Genomic DNA, 13,363 nt, shown 5'->3' on the forward strand with positions numbered 1-13,363 from the left:
CCGCGCCGTGGTCAGGCCTCCAAAGATGGTTCGTGCCGGTGCGCCGTCCCGTGGGCTCCTGCCCGGCGGCACCTGTGCTGGCGCGAGCTCTATCCGCCCGGTCCATGCGGGTGCATCTTCCCGTGGCGGCGTGAGCTCAGGTGCGGCGCATGACGGTGGCCGCGTCCACAGGGACGTCCCCTGTGCCCGGGACCGCGGCGTCGTCGTCCGTGAGACCCGCAAGGCTAACGTCCCAGAAGGGCGTGGGGGCCGTGGTCCCCAGGTCCTCGCGGGGGACGGCGTGGGTGTCCTGGGAGCGGTCGTCCACCGGGGCGCGCAGCAGCGTGGCCGTGGCCCAGCCGTGGGTGAGGAGGTAGTGGTCGCTGTCTGGCTCCTCCGGGCCGGTCTCCGCGCTGTAGGTGACCGCGATGTGCTTCTCGTCCCCGCGGCCGATCTGTGCCTGCACCGCCCCGAAGCTCGCCAGGTGGGCGGGCTTGAGACCGCGCAATCGCCCGGGGGCCACGTCGGGGACGTTGAGGTTGAGGATCCACTCGTCGAAAGGCCGGTCCTCCCAGTGCTCCAGCGCGAAGCGGGTGACCAGCAGGGCCGTGTCCCAGTGCTGCGGGGCGCCCGAGGTGATGGAGACGGCGATCCCGGGGATGCCGTGGGACGCGGCCGTCAGCACCGCACCCACCGTCCCCGAGTGCAACGTGGCCTTGCCCGTGTTGGCCCCCAGGTTCACCCCGGAGAGCACCATGTCCGGGCGCTTGCCGAACGCGCCGTAGGAGGCCAGGAAGGCAATCAGAGCGGGGGCGGCCTTCACACCCACGCACTCCACACCGTCGGGCATGTTCGGCGGCGCGGCCTCCACCAGGGCGATGCGGCCATCGACCTCCTCGCCGGACAGCGAGGCGCTGGCACCCGAGTACTCCTCGGCCGGGGCGGCCACCGTGACGCTGTGCCCGCGGTCCAGGGCTGCCTGCGCGAGAACCGCAAGTCCCGCGGAGGAGATGCCGTCGTCATTGGTGACCAGGATGTGCATGGGCACCATGGTGGCACGCGGCGTGCGAGCGGGCCAGGGTGGATGCGGACGGGAGCACGCGGTACCGGACGGAACGGGGCAGTGCGGGCAGGTCCGGCGCGACGCCTCAGGAGACGGTGCGCACGGTGATCTGCCGGGCGAACTTCTCGATGGTCGTGCGGTTGCCCGTTCCCAGACCCCGGCGGGCCACGTTCAGTGCCCCGGCGGAGGCCCCGAGCGCGACGGCGTCCACCAGGTCCAGGCCCCGGGCGAGCCCCACCGAGATCCCCGCGGTCATGGAGTCCCCGGCGCCGCGGTGGTCGAGTGGGGTGATCGACGGCGCGGAGACCTCCCGCACCCGGTTCTTCTCCACGAGCAGGGCAGGGTCCTTCGCGCGGGAGACGACCACGGCATCCGCGCCACGCTCCAAGAGCATCCGGCCCGCCTCGACCAGCGACTCCGGGGTGTCATCCGAGCCCAGGTCCAGGTCCCGGACCTCCTCGTGGCTGATCTTGAGCACGTCCACCTTCGCGTCCACGGCCGCGAGCGCCGGGGCACCGCTGACGTCGGCGACCACCGTGGTTCCGGCATCCCGGGTGTCCCGGATGAGGCGGCCGAAGAAGGACGCGGGCACCACGTCCCCGGGCTCCGCTCCCGTGACGGTGAGGACGTCCGAGGCCAGCGCATCCACGAACGCCGTGCCGTAGAGGTCGTCCAGCTCGTGGCGGGAGAGCTCGGGCGGCGGCATGTGGGCCACGGTCTCGCGATCCTCGCCGCGCAGGTCGTAGACATACCCGCCGTTGCCGTAGCCGTAGCGCACCGCGTTGACCTGCATGCCGAGCCCGTCCAGCATCGAGCGGATCAGGGCGCCCAGCTCACCGCCGAACGGACCGCTCACGGACACGTTCGCCCCGAGCGAGCTGGCCATGCGCGCCACCCACAGGCCCTGCCCGCCAGGGTGCATGTGCACGTCCGACTCGTGCGGGCTGCGGTTGCGGTACGCCGCCGGCTCCGTGATCTCGGTGATCAGCAACGGAGTGGGCACCAGCACGGACAGGCGCGGTTTCTGGGGGCTGCGGGTCTCGGTCACGAACGAAAGCTACAGGAGCGGGCCGCTGGTGAACAGCACATCAAGGTGCCACCATGGTGGGATGAATGCCACCGCACCGATTCGCATCGTGGAGGGACAGGCCGCCAGTGAGCACACGCTCAAGGCCCTGAGTTCCTACTTCAGCGAGCTGGACAACAGGATCGACGGCGGCTTCGACCCGGAGCTCACCGAGGTCACCCGCCCCGAGGACGTCACCCCGCCGCACGGCGACTTCTTCCTCATGACGGACCTGGTCACCGGCTCCGTGATCGCGTGCGGGGCCGTCCGCAGGATCGACGACGAGCGCGTGGAGCTGCGTCGGATCTGGGTCACCCCCGAGCACCGCGGGCAGGGCCACGCCCGCACCCTGGTGCGCGCCCTGGAGAACAAGGCGCGCTCCTTCGGTGCCACCACCGCCGTGGTCTCCCTCAACCCGGAGATGACCGAGGGCGTCGCGATGTTCCGCAACCGCGGCTACGAGTCGGTGGAGTCCTTCCACGACGCCACCACGGCCTCGGTGTTCCTGGCGCGGCAGCTCTAGCGCCGCGGCCGGTCCCCCGGTGCGGCCGGTCTGACATCTGAGGTGTAGAAGTACCCGGATTCTGTGCCGCTGGGCCGTCATCTCTACACCTCAGATTCGCGGGGTCCCGCGCCGGTGACGACGACGCCGCTCGCCCCCCGAGCGCGCGAGGCTCAGGACCGCGCGTCCCGCGTCTTCTTCTCGTTCGCCTTCTCGATGGCCGCCACCAGCTCGTCCTTGCTCATCTCCGAGCGCCCCTGGACGTCCAGCTCCTGAGCGATCCCGTAGAGGTGCTCCTTCGTGGCGTTCGCATCCACTCCCCCGGCGGTGTCCTCGGAGTTCAGCCCACCCTTCTCCGCGCTCGCGTCCGAGGGGCCGTTCTCCTCCTTGGGCTCCCAGCGGTCCCCGACCTTCTCGTGGGTGTGCTTCACGGCGGCCCACGCGGTGCGGGCGGCCCGGGCGTCGTCGTCGTACTCGTCCTGCGCGGCGTCGTAGGTCTGCGCGAACGTGTCCTGCGCCTTCTCGTCCGAGCGCCGCAGCGTGGACGGGATCTCGTCCTGGATCGCGTGGCCGTTCTTCTTCGCCTTGGGCACCGCTGCCTCCTGGGTCCGTGCCGGAATGGTGGGCACCTCCGATCCTAGGGACGACGACGCCGCCCGCCCCACCCTTTCGGGTCCCCCTGCGGAGTTCTCTGGGCACTTGTGCGCCTTGAGCTGAATCCGCTCAACTTTGCTGCGCAGGGTCTTGGCACTCGCTTGGGGTGAGTGCTATCTTTTCAGTAGTTGAGTCACAGGGACTCAAGAAACGTGAAGGCTCCACTTCCAGGGGATGAACAGGACGGCGGGGCACCTCACGGTGGCGCCACGCATGCAAGGAGCAGACATCATGGCTACTTTCGATCCGTTCTCCGAGGTCCAGAACTTCGCCAACCAGGTCCTCTCCAGCCGCAACGGGCTGGAGCAGATGCCCATGGACCTCTACCGCCAGGGTTCCGACTACTTCCTCGCGGCTGACCTTCCGGGCATCGACCCGTCCAGCGTGGACGTGGACGTGGACGGCCAGCTGCTGACCATCCGCGCTCAGCGCCGCCTGCCCTCCGCAGAGAAGGACACCAAGTGGATCGTGCGGGAACGCCGCAACCACTCCTTCGTGCGCCAGCTGAACCTGGGTCAGGGCATCGACACCGAGAACATCACCGCCGCCTACGACAACGGCGTGCTCACGGTGCGCATCCCCGTCTCCCCCAAGTCCCAGCCGCGCAAGATCCAGGTGGCCACCGGCCAGAACCAGGACAACGTGGTGCTGGAGCACGGCGGGAAGTCCGAGAAGTCCGACGAGAAGAAGGACTCCGAGAACTGACGGCACCACGGTTCGACATCATGACGGTCTGACGGCGTCCCGTCATGACGGTCATGCGACCACGGCGAACGGGCCCGCGGGAGAGATCCTGCGGGCCCGTCGTCGTACCCGGGGGGCCGCGAGTGGACGGTGCCGGTAGCAGCGCGGAAGGTGCGGCCGCGGCAGGGACGGACGGAGCGGCGTCGTCGTGCCCCGCACGCAGGACCCCCGCGACGACGCAGCCCGGGACCCGGCCCGCGCCCCACCTCACCCGGCGAAGAAGAACCTCGTGAGGTGGAAGAACACCGGGGCGGCGAAGATCAGGGAGTCCATGCGGTCCAGGATGCCGCCGTGACCGGGGATGAGCGTGCCGAAGTCCTTGATCCCGCGGTCCCGCTTGAGGCTGCTCATCACCAGGCCGCCCGCGAATCCGAGGACGCACGAGAGCAGAGCCAGCACGGCGGCCTGCCACGGGGTGAACGGGGTGAGCCACCACAGGGCGGCACCGAGCGCCGTCGCCGAGAGGATCCCTCCGACGAACCCCTCCCACGTCTTGTTGGGACTCACGGTGGGTGCGATCCTGTGCCGCCCCACAGTCTTGCCCCAGAGGTACTGGAGCACGTCCGAGCCCTGCACCACGACCACCAGGAACAGCAGCAGCGCCCCGGCCTCCGGCCCGCCGGATCCCACCGGGGAGCCGTCCGCCGCAGCCTTGCCGTCCCGGAACACCACGGGCAGCTGGAGCACCGCGGGCAGGTAGCTCAGCGCGTAGACGCACACCATGAGCCCCCACTGGCTCAGCGCGGCCCTGTGGAGGAAGGACTCCGTGCGCCCGGACAGGGCCAGCAGCACGGGCAGGAACAGGAACACGTAGACGGGGATGAAGATGGCGTACATCCCGTACCAGTGCTGCCACAGGAACCAGAAGTGCAGGGGGCTGAGCACGGCCATGATCCACACCATGACCCGCTGGTCCCGTTCCCCTCGCGGCATCAGGTCCGCGAACTCGTGCATGGCCACCAGCGAGAGCGCCAGGAACAGCAGCACCACCGCGGTCTCGCCGAGCGCCAGGGCGCCCACGAGCACACCCACCATGAGCCACCACGCGACGATCCGCTGCCGCACGTTCACGAGCGTGGTCCGCAGCCCGTCCGAGCGGGTGCGGCGGTACATCACCTCGGCCGCGAGCGTGGCCAGCACCAGGACCACGAGCAGTCCGAGCACCAGGCGCCAGCTCTGCGGGCCGAGCAGGCCGATGGTCGTCACGGCCTAGCCCCGGGCCCGCAGCTCGCGGGAGATCGCGCCCAGCCGGGAGGCCACGGTGAGCGCACTGCCCAGCGCCACCACCAGGAGCGTGAGCCACAGGACGATCCCGGGCTGCCACCCCAGCAGGGGCTCGACCAGACTCAGGAGGATGCCTCCCATGAGCACCCACATGCGGCGCTGCTTGGGCAGCACTCCTCCGAACTGCTGCGCGCACCCCACGCTCACGCCGAGCGTGCGCACGTAGGCGGTCAGCACGGCGAGGCTGCCGGCGAGCCACCCGAGGGCAACACCGCCCGTCACGGACGACGCCGCCCAGCCCGCTCCCGCGAGAAGCGCGAGGTCCGAGACACGGTCCGGCACCTCGTTGTACAGCTCCCCGGTACGGGTCCGCAGACCGCCCTCGACGGCGAGCATCCCGTCCAGCATGTTGCACAGCAGCCGCAGCGGGATGCAGAGAGCGGCGAGCAGCAGCGCGACCGCGCGCAGTGCGCCGTCCGCGTGGCCCGCCACGACCAGGAAGCCGCAGCCCACGAGTGCTGTGACCACCGACGCCACGGACACGTGGTTGGGGCGGATGCCGGCGCGCTGCAGGGTCGAGGCGGCAGCGGTCGCCCACCCGGCGGTGCGCTGGGGAATGGGGCGGCGCAGGGGGCCGGTGGGGGACATGTCGCTCCTCGTCTCATGGGTTCCTCATGCATTTTCACAGAATTTGCGCCCTGAGGACACGAGGCAACAGTGGCAGGGGGGACGGTCCTGTGGGGTTGGATGTCCACAGGGCAGCAATCAAGACCGCTGAGGAGAGTGCCGTGGACAGGACGTCTGGTCGTCGCAGGGACCACGTGGTCGCCGGGCTCTGGGGTTTCGCGGAGGCCACCGGGTTCTTCGTCGTGCCGGACGTGTGGCTCTCGGCCCTGGCCGTCCGCAGCCTCCGGCGAGGGCTGACGAGCGCCGTCTCCGCGACCGCCGGGGCCGTGGTGGGCGGGGCGCTCATGCACCGCTGGGGCGAGCGAGTTCCGGCGGGGCGCTCGGCCTGGCTGCTGACCCGGCTGCCCGCCGTCTCTCCCGCGATGGTGGAACGGGTGGAGCGGGAGATGGCCTCGCACGGATTCGCCGCCGTGCTCCTGGGTCCGCTGCGGGGTACCCCGTACAAGCTCTACGCGCGGACGGCCGGGCTGCGCGGGGACCCGCTGCCCGCGTTCCTGGCGTGGTCGGTTCCCGCCCGTGCGCCGCGGTTCGTGGTGGTCACGACGGCGGTCGGCGCGCTCTCCGCCCTGCTCCGGTCTCTGCGTCCCCACGCCCCGGGAGGGGTGCGCTGGGCGATCTTCACCGCCGGGTGGACCGCGTTCTACGCGTGGTACTTCCGCACGGTGGGCCGGGGCTGAGCGGGTCTACGCGCGGGAGGGGCGCGGCTGACTGCGGCTGACCGCTGCTTTCTCTGGCTGGCGCACCCGGGGACGACGACTCCGCGTCACGCCACGTAGCGCGCCCGCACCTCCTCCGGCAGCATCCCGCCACCGGTCAGCCACGCCATGTGGGTGATGTTCTCCGGTGCGGCACCGAAGGGCTCGCCCTCCTCCGAGACCCGCCGGATCGACTCCAGAGCAGCCGCGGCGGACGGCTCCACCACCATGCCCTCAGCCCTGTGCAGTGCCCTGACCTGCAGGGACATCTGCTCGTCGGTCGCAGTGACGTAGCCGTCCACCAGCCTCTGGACCGCGCGCCCCACGAAGCCGGAGGGCCTGCCCACGGCCAGCCCGTCCGCAATGGTCCGGGTGCTCAGACCAAGCTCCGCCACGGATATCCCGTCGTGCCGGCCGGTGCGCACGCCCAGCAGCATGCACGGGGCCTGCGTGGGCTCCACGAACACGCAGTGCACGACGTCACCGAACTCACGTTTGAGCCCGTAGGCCACGCCTCCCGGCGCACCGCCGATCCCGCAGGGCAGGTGCACCACCAGCGGGTGCTCGCTGTCCGCCGCAACACCCTGCTCTCGCAGCTGCGAGGCAACGCGGGCCCCCGCTACCGCATACCCCGCGAAGAGGCTCAGGGAGTGCTCGTCATCCACGAAGTGCACGGTCTCGTCCTGCTCCGCGGCGGCGCGTCCGGCGGCCACGGCCTCGGTGTAGTCGGTGACGTGCTCCACCACCTCCACGCCCCGGGAGCGCAGGAGGTCCTTCTTCCACTGCTGCGCGTGCGTGGACATGTGCACGGTGGCCTGCAGTCCCAGCGCGGAGGAGATGATCCCGATGGACATCCCCAGGTTGCCGGTGGAGCCCACCACCACGCGGTGCCCACCCATGAGCTTCCGGAAGGGCGCGGTGGCGAAGACGGAGTAGTCCACGTCTTCCCCAGCAGCTGTGAAGTGGGAGGGGGACGACAGGGCCAGCAGCCCGTGCCCGACGGCGAGCGCCTCCGCGTACTGCAGCACCTCGTGCACCCCGCCGCGGGCCTTGACGGAGCCGCTCACGGGGAGGATGTCGTCCCGTTTGAGCAGCACGCGCCCGACCGCGGGGGCCTGGTCTGCGCGCCACGCGGGAGCCGCGTGCAGGGGCGACTCGATGAGTCCACTGGCGGCAGCGGTGTCCGGGAACGTCGCGGCGATCCACGGCCGGAACCGTTCCAGCCGCGCGGCGGCGTCGGCCACGATGGATGGGTCCACGCCGGAGGCGGCGAGACCGCGGATGGTGTCCGAGGCGGCGTCGTTCCACCAGGTCACGGGCTCCTCGCGGGCGAGCCGGGAGACGAGCGGATCGGCGAGCAGAGCGGCGTCGGGCTCCGGGGAAGCGGCGGGCGGGGTGACTCCGGAGTTCGTCATGACCTCATCATGTCGCGCCGGGCCAGCTCCCGGTACTGCGACGCCAGGCGCACCGGTGCGTTGGGTGCGCCGAAGCCCTCGTAGCCGTCGAGGCGCTGCACCACCTCCACGAACACCTCCCCGAGCGTGGGCGTGTAGAAGTGCAGGAACTCGCCGGTCTCGTCCCGGTCGTAGAGCAGACCGTTGGACTCGAGCATCCCCACGAAGTCGGCGTCCAGGTCGAAGCGGGCCACGAGGTCCTCGTAGTAGTTGGTGGGGACCGGCAGGAAGGCCAGGCCGCGGCGTCGTGCCCGCTGGGCCACGGCCACGATGTCCGAGCAGGCGAGCGCGATGTGCTCCGGGTACGCCGCCCCCGTGAAGGCGACCTGCTCGGCAGCCATGGGCGCCACGTTGAGGGGGATACGCACGGCGCCGCCCGCCGAGCGCATGACCTGTGAGCGCACGAGCCCGGAGGGGCCCGCCACGTCCTGGGACGGCGCGGGGTGCAGGTCCAGCAGGGAGGTGAGGAACAGGACGGCCTCGTCGTAGTGCTGCCACGGCTGGGCGAGGTTCACGTGGTCCACCCCCGTGAGCAGGGACGCCGGGGCGTCGTCCTGCGGGTCCGCGCCGAACTCCGCGAGCCACGGGGGCACGCCCTGCTCGCCGCAGGGCCCGAAGAAGATCTCGGTGCCGTCCGGGGCGACGACGCCGTGCAGCACGGTCTCGTCCGGCAGCTGGGCGCGGTCCGCGGTCTGGGCGAGCAGCCTCTCGGCGCGGTACGCGGCGACGTCCGGGTCCGCGACCTGGAAGCCGAGCGCCGCGAGCCGCGTGGGCTGGGCCGTGGCGCGGGGGTCCTCCGAGACCACGATCCGCACGGGGCCCTGCGTCCACGCCTGCACCGAGTCCTTGGAGCGGTGGTGGCCGGAGAGCAAGAAGCCCAGCTGGTGCAGCATGCGGGTGACGTGGCCGAGCTCGCGGGTGCGCAGCTCCAGGAAGTCCCACGCGCGGGGCGCCTGGGGTGCCGGGAGGTCCGTGAGCATGAGCGGCGCCCGGTCCGGGTCACCGCCGGCCCCGCGGACCGCGTCCGCCGTCTGGTCCTCCAGCCAGCGCAGGGAGCGCAACCCGTCCACCGCGGTGCGGTGCACGTCCGCCTGGCGGAACGAGTCGTTGAAGATCTCCAGGGAGACCGGGCCCGCGTAGCCGACCTCGTGAAGCCGTCCCAGCAGGTCCACCAGGTCGAAGTCCCCCTCGCCCGGGAACACCCTGTGGTGGCGGGACCACGAGAGGACGTCCTGCTTCAGCAGGGGTGCGTCCGCGAGCTGGACGAAGAAGAGCTTGCGGGGATCGCAGTCCTCCAACCCCTCCACGGTGTCCCCGCGGGAGAAGATGTGGAAACTGTCCAGACACGTGCCCACGCGAGGGTGGTCCGCGAGCTCCACGAGTCGGTGGGCGTGGCGCCACGTGTTCACGTGCGCGCCCCAGGCCAGGGCCTCGTAGGCCAGGTCGACGCCGTACTCGGCCGCGACGTCGCCCGCCGCGCGCAGCTGCTCCGCAATGGCGGCGTCGTCCTTCAGGACTCCCGTGGCCACGTTCGAGCACACCAGCAGCACCGAGGTGCCCAGCCGGTTCATGAGCTCGCACTTTACGCGCAACCGCCGCAGGGAGTCCGGGAACGCCTCGGGTGCCACCTCCACGCCGTCCCGGAAGGGCTGGTACATGTCCAGGGAGAGGTCCAGCTCGGCGGCGAGATCCCGCAGCTGCTCGGGCGAGGAGTCGGAGACCACGAGGTCCGGCTCGAAGACCTCGATGCCGTCGAAGCCGGCCGCCGCGGCGGCGCGCATCTTCTCCTCGAGCGTGCCGGACAGGCACACGGTCGCGATGCTGGTCCTCACAGGGCATCACCGCCGAGCACGTGGCCGGAGTCCGTGCCCGCCGGGGCCTCCTGGCCCGTGAGCTGCAGGAAGTGGGCGCGCATGCGTGCGCTGTCCGGCGTCGTTCCCGTAATCAATGCAAACGCATCGACAGCCTGGCCCACCGCCATGTGGCCGCCGTCCAGCACCGCACAGCCCAGCGCGCGGGCCGCCCGCACGAGCGGGGTGTCCATGGGCAGGTAGACCACGTCCGCCACCCAGTGGGTGGGCCGCAGCAGGTCGAGGTCGAACGGGGCGCCCGGGTGGTGGTGCATTCCCATGGGGGTCGCGTTGACCACCCCGTCCGCCGCGGCGATCTGCCCTGGAGCCTGCGCGGCGGTGACCGACTCCACGGTGGCCTGCGGATAGCGTGCGGCCAGCTCCGCGGCCCGCTCCGCGGCGCGCGCCACGTCCATGTCCACCAGCGAAAGCTGCACGGCGCCCAGGCCCAGCAACGCCTCCGCCACCGCGGAGCCGGCACCGCCGGAGCCAAACTGCACCACCCGGCCCGGCGCCACGCCATCGAGCCCCTTCTCGAAGCCCCGGGTAAAGCCGGAGCAGTCCGTGTTGTGGCCGATGAACCTGCCGTCCTGGAGCAGCACCGTGTTCACCGCCTGGATCGCCTCGGCCTGCGGGTCGATCTCGTCCAGGTGCTCCAGCACCAGCTGCTTGCACGGGTGCGTGATGTTGAAGGCGTTGAAACCCAGGTCCCGACCGGCGCTCAGCAGCTGCCCCACGTCCTCGCCCGGGCGGCCGATCACCGCGAGGTCCACGGGGCGGTAGAGGTAGCGCAGACCGTGGTGGTCCGCCTCGCGCTCGTGCATGGGCGGAGTGAGGCTCTCGGTGATGCCGTCACCGACCAGCCCCACCAGGTAGGACTCGTTGCGAGTGGACATGGGATTCCCTTTCCGAAGGATGCGTGGGGCGCGAGATCCGCGGGATTCGTGGAGCACGTGCGCGGCGACATCGCCGCCCCAGGTTTTCAGCGTCGTTGCGGGAGCAGAGCGGCGAGCCTGTCGGCGGCCTCCCGCAGCAGCGGCAGGTGCTGCACCAGCTCGTGCGGGTCGCAACGGTGGACGGGGGCGGCCAGGGCGAGCGCGGCCCGCACGGGAGCCCCCGGGGACAGGACGGGGACGGCCAGGGCCGCCATGCCATCGTCGTGCTCCTGGTCCTGCAGCGCCCAGCCCTGCTCGCGGACGCGGCCGAGTTCGGCCCTCAGCCCGTCCCGATCCGTGAGCGAGTTCTCCGTACGGGCTGGCATCTCGATCGTCTCGACGAGGTGCTCCCGGGTCTGCGGGTCCGAGAACGCGAGCAGTGCGCGGCCCAGCGCGGAGGTGTGCAGCTCTCCGCGGTCCCCGGGGTCCGTGGTGGTGCGGTGGTGGGGCCCGTCCACGGTGTGCACGGTCAGGAAGCGGTCCCCGTCCAGCACGGCCAGCAGGCAGCTCTCACCGGTGGCCTCCACCACCTCGCGCATCACAGGGAGCGCGGTGCCGGCCCAGCCCCTCGCCGAGGCCACCCTCTGGCCCATCGCGAAGAGCAGCAGCCCCAGCCGGTAGCGCTTCGTCTCCGGTTCGAACTCCGCGTAGCCCTCGTCCACGAGCGTGGACAGCAGCCGGTAGCACGTGCTGAAGGCGTAGCCCGAGTCCTCGACCAGCTGCTTCGCCGTGGCACCGTCCGGGTGCTCGGCGAGCAGCGGCAGCAGGGCCAGACCCTTGCGCACCGTGCCGGAGCGGTCGCCGGCACGGGACGTGCCGTTCGCCGCGGAGGCCCCGGACGACGTCACCTCGCGGTCCAGGCGGGGCGACGCCGCCCCGTGGACCGGGCTCGCGACGTCCTGCCGCGCGGACGTGGAGGGGGTGGGGGACATGAGGTGCTCCTGCTTCACGGACGAACTTCTTGCGAAACCACTTGACGAACAGTGTGACCCACACCATGCTGGGGTTTCAAGTATTCGGAAGTGATTTTCATTATTCAGCAATCATCGTTCGTGCTTGCCTCTTCACCCGTTAGGACACGCTCATGACCACGACCCCGGAAACGGGCGGCCGCGACGGCGCGGCCCCCACGGGTGCCGAGCACTCCGGCCCCGCCAAGACCCCCAGGAAGGCCGCACTCGCCAGCTGGGTGGGCTCCGCGCTCGAGTACTACGACTTCGCGGTGTACGGCACGGCCGCCGCGCTCGTGCTCAACCACCTGTTCTTCCCCAAGGACACCTCCCCGGGTGCGGCCATCCTCTTCGCCATGGGGACCGTGGGTGTGGCCTACATCGTCCGCCCGCTGGGCGCGCTCATCATGGGTCCGCTGGGCGACCGCCTGGGGCGCAAGTTCGTACTCATGCTGACCCTGTTCCTCATGGGCGGCTCCACGTTCGCGGTGGGCTGCCTGCCCACCTACGACCAGGTGGGGCTGCTCGCGCCCGCGCTGCTCGTGCTGTGCCGCGTGATCCAGGGGCTCTCGGCCTCCGGGGAGCAGGCGAGCGCCATCTCCGTGTCGCTGGAGCACGCTGACGACCGCCACCGCGCCGTCACCACCTCGTGGACGCTGCAGGGCACCCAGTTCGGCACCCTGCTCGCGACCGCCGTCTTCATCCCCTTCACCCTGCTGCTGAGCGAGGAGCAGCTGTTCAGCTGGGGCTGGCGCATCCCGTTCTGGATCTCCGCTGTGGTGGTCCTGGCCGCCTACCTGATCCGCCGCCACCTGGAGGAGCCGCCGGCCTTCGAGGACGCCCAGTCCGAGATGCCGGAGGAGAAGCCCGCCACCCCGCTCTCGCTGATGTTCAAGTACCACAAGACCGCCGTGATCCGGATCGCCGCGGCCGCGCTGATCAACACGGTGAACGTGGTGTTCCTGGTGTGGTCCCTGTCGTTCGCCACCTCAGTGGTGGGTCTGGAGCGCTCCACGATGCTGTGGGTGTCCGTGCTGGCCAACTTCGTGGCACTGTTCACGATCCCCGCATGGGCCACCCTCGCGGACCGGATCGGGCGCAAGCCGGTGTTCATCGGCGGCGTCATCGGCTCCGCCGTGCTGATGTTCCCCTACCTGGCCGCGGTCTCCGCGGGGAACTGGGTCATGATCTTCGTGCTGGGTGCACTGCTCTCCGGCGTGCTGTACTCCATGGCCAATGGCGTGTGGCCGGCCTTCTACGCGGAGATGTTCCCCACACGGGTGCGCGTCTCCTGCCTGGCGCTCGGCACGCAGATCGGCTTCGCGATCTCCGGAGGCATCACCCCCACGCTCGCCACCGCCGTGGCGGGCAGCGCGGGCGACAACTGGTTCAACGTGGCCCTCGTGGTCTGCGGCGCGGCCCTGATCGCCGCGATCGCCGCCTTCACCGCCACCGAGACCAAGGACCGCTCGCTGCGCGACATCGACAACCTGCACACCACTCGCACCGAGGCGCTGGCCATCATCGCGCTCGACAAGCAGCAGGGCGCGCGCGGCTGAG

Annotated in this window: 13 protein-coding genes; 4 read left to right on the forward strand and 9 right to left on the reverse strand. The window is 71.0% G+C overall.

Annotated elements, in window-relative coordinates:
• Nucleotides 1–136: 136 nt before the first annotated feature.
• Nucleotides 137–1,021, reverse strand: a complete 885-nt coding sequence (gene surE, locus ABD264_RS08755) for a 5'/3'-nucleotidase SurE (RefSeq protein WP_344205531.1) — start codon at nucleotides 1,019–1,021, stop codon at nucleotides 137–139.
• Between the two features lie 106 nt (nucleotides 1,022–1,127).
• Nucleotides 1,128–2,090, reverse strand: a complete 963-nt coding sequence (locus ABD264_RS08760; protein ID WP_344205533.1) for a 1-phosphofructokinase family hexose kinase — start codon at nucleotides 2,088–2,090, stop codon at nucleotides 1,128–1,130.
• 61 nt (nucleotides 2,091–2,151) lie between these two features.
• On the opposite strand from ABD264_RS08760, the gene ABD264_RS08765 reads away from it, so the two are divergent.
• Nucleotides 2,152–2,631, forward strand: coding sequence for a GNAT family N-acetyltransferase (locus ABD264_RS08765; protein WP_144942990.1), 480 nt, complete (start codon nucleotides 2,152–2,154; stop codon nucleotides 2,629–2,631).
• Between the two features lie 152 nt (nucleotides 2,632–2,783).
• On the opposite strand, the gene ABD264_RS08770 is transcribed toward ABD264_RS08765, so the two are convergent.
• Nucleotides 2,784–3,203 (reverse strand): ChaB family protein, encoded by a 420-nt coding sequence (locus ABD264_RS08770; RefSeq protein ID WP_344205634.1) that lies wholly within the window; start codon nucleotides 3,201–3,203, stop codon nucleotides 2,784–2,786.
• A gap of 292 nt (nucleotides 3,204–3,495) precedes the next feature.
• Here ABD264_RS08770 and ABD264_RS08775 point away from each other — a divergent pair, with 292 nt between their 5' ends.
• A complete protein-coding gene (locus ABD264_RS08775) occupies nucleotides 3,496–3,969 on the forward strand; it encodes an Hsp20/alpha crystallin family protein (RefSeq protein ID WP_144942991.1) in 474 nt (157 codons plus the stop codon).
• A gap of 246 nt (nucleotides 3,970–4,215) precedes the next feature.
• Here ABD264_RS08775 and ABD264_RS08780 read toward each other — a convergent pair whose 3' ends face one another.
• Nucleotides 4,216–5,214, reverse strand: coding sequence for a phosphatidate cytidylyltransferase (locus tag ABD264_RS08780; protein WP_344205535.1), 999 nt, complete (start codon nucleotides 5,212–5,214; stop codon nucleotides 4,216–4,218).
• 3 nt (nucleotides 5,215–5,217) lie between these two features.
• Nucleotides 5,218–5,880, reverse strand: coding sequence for a CDP-alcohol phosphatidyltransferase family protein (locus tag ABD264_RS08785; RefSeq protein WP_144942992.1), 663 nt, complete (start codon nucleotides 5,878–5,880; stop codon nucleotides 5,218–5,220).
• Nucleotides 5,881–6,020: 140 nt separating this feature from the next.
• Here ABD264_RS08785 and ABD264_RS08790 point away from each other — a divergent pair, with 140 nt between their 5' ends.
• Nucleotides 6,021–6,596: a hypothetical protein gene (locus ABD264_RS08790; protein ID WP_344205538.1), complete on the forward strand. Its 576-nt coding sequence runs from the start codon at nucleotides 6,021–6,023 to the stop codon at nucleotides 6,594–6,596.
• An 86-nt stretch (nucleotides 6,597–6,682) separates the two neighbouring features.
• Here the strand turns inward: ABD264_RS08790 and dsdA are convergent, their stop codons facing one another.
• From dsdA to ABD264_RS08810, 4 genes are all read right to left on the reverse strand, one after another.
• Nucleotides 6,683–8,029 carry a D-serine ammonia-lyase gene (dsdA, locus tag ABD264_RS08795; protein ID WP_344205540.1) on the reverse strand — a complete coding sequence of 449 codons (1,347 nt, stop codon included), beginning with the start codon at nucleotides 8,027–8,029 and terminating at the stop codon, nucleotides 6,683–6,685.
• Entirely contained in the window at nucleotides 8,026–9,900 is a 1,875-nt protein-coding gene (locus ABD264_RS08800; RefSeq protein ID WP_344205542.1) for a bifunctional sugar phosphate isomerase/epimerase/4-hydroxyphenylpyruvate dioxygenase family protein, read from the reverse strand. The genes dsdA and ABD264_RS08800 overlap by 4 nt, the downstream gene beginning before the upstream one ends.
• Complete coding sequence (locus ABD264_RS08805) at nucleotides 9,897–10,814, reverse strand: shikimate dehydrogenase (RefSeq protein WP_144942996.1); 918 nt, start codon at nucleotides 10,812–10,814, stop codon at nucleotides 9,897–9,899. The genes ABD264_RS08800 and ABD264_RS08805 overlap by 4 nt, the downstream gene beginning before the upstream one ends.
• An 86-nt stretch (nucleotides 10,815–10,900) precedes the next feature.
• Entirely contained in the window at nucleotides 10,901–11,785 is an 885-nt protein-coding gene (locus ABD264_RS08810; protein WP_344205544.1) for an IclR family transcriptional regulator, read from the reverse strand.
• A gap of 152 nt (nucleotides 11,786–11,937) precedes the next feature.
• Here ABD264_RS08810 and ABD264_RS08815 point away from each other — a divergent pair, with 152 nt between their 5' ends.
• Nucleotides 11,938–13,362 (forward strand): MFS transporter, encoded by a 1,425-nt coding sequence (locus tag ABD264_RS08815; protein WP_344205546.1) that lies wholly within the window; start codon nucleotides 11,938–11,940, stop codon nucleotides 13,360–13,362.
• The last annotated feature ends 1 nt before the right edge of the window (nucleotide 13,363 follow it).

The organism is Kocuria salsicia (assembly GCF_039532055.1).
GTDB classification, from domain to species: domain Bacteria; phylum Actinomycetota; class Actinomycetes; order Actinomycetales; family Micrococcaceae; genus Kocuria; species Kocuria salsicia.

Coding starts and splice junctions, on each gene's coding strand:
- ABD264_RS08810 (WP_344205544.1), bottom strand. CDS start 11,785: ATGTCCCCCACCCCCTCCACGTCCGCGCGGCAGGACGTCGCGAGCCCG.
- dsdA (WP_344205540.1), bottom strand. CDS start 8,029: ATGACGAACTCCGGAGTCACCCCGCCCGCCGCTTCCCCGGAGCCCGAC.
- surE (WP_344205531.1), bottom strand. CDS start 1,021: ATGCACATCCTGGTCACCAATGACGACGGCATCTCCTCCGCGGGACTT.
- ABD264_RS08805 (WP_144942996.1), bottom strand. CDS start 10,814: ATGTCCACTCGCAACGAGTCCTACCTGGTGGGGCTGGTCGGTGACGGC.
- ABD264_RS08775 (WP_144942991.1), top strand. CDS start 3,496: ATGGCTACTTTCGATCCGTTCTCCGAGGTCCAGAACTTCGCCAACCAG.
- ABD264_RS08785 (WP_144942992.1), bottom strand. CDS start 5,880: ATGTCCCCCACCGGCCCCCTGCGCCGCCCCATTCCCCAGCGCACCGCC.
- ABD264_RS08815 (WP_344205546.1), top strand. CDS start 11,938: ATGACCACGACCCCGGAAACGGGCGGCCGCGACGGCGCGGCCCCCACG.
- ABD264_RS08765 (WP_144942990.1), top strand. CDS start 2,152: ATGAATGCCACCGCACCGATTCGCATCGTGGAGGGACAGGCCGCCAGT.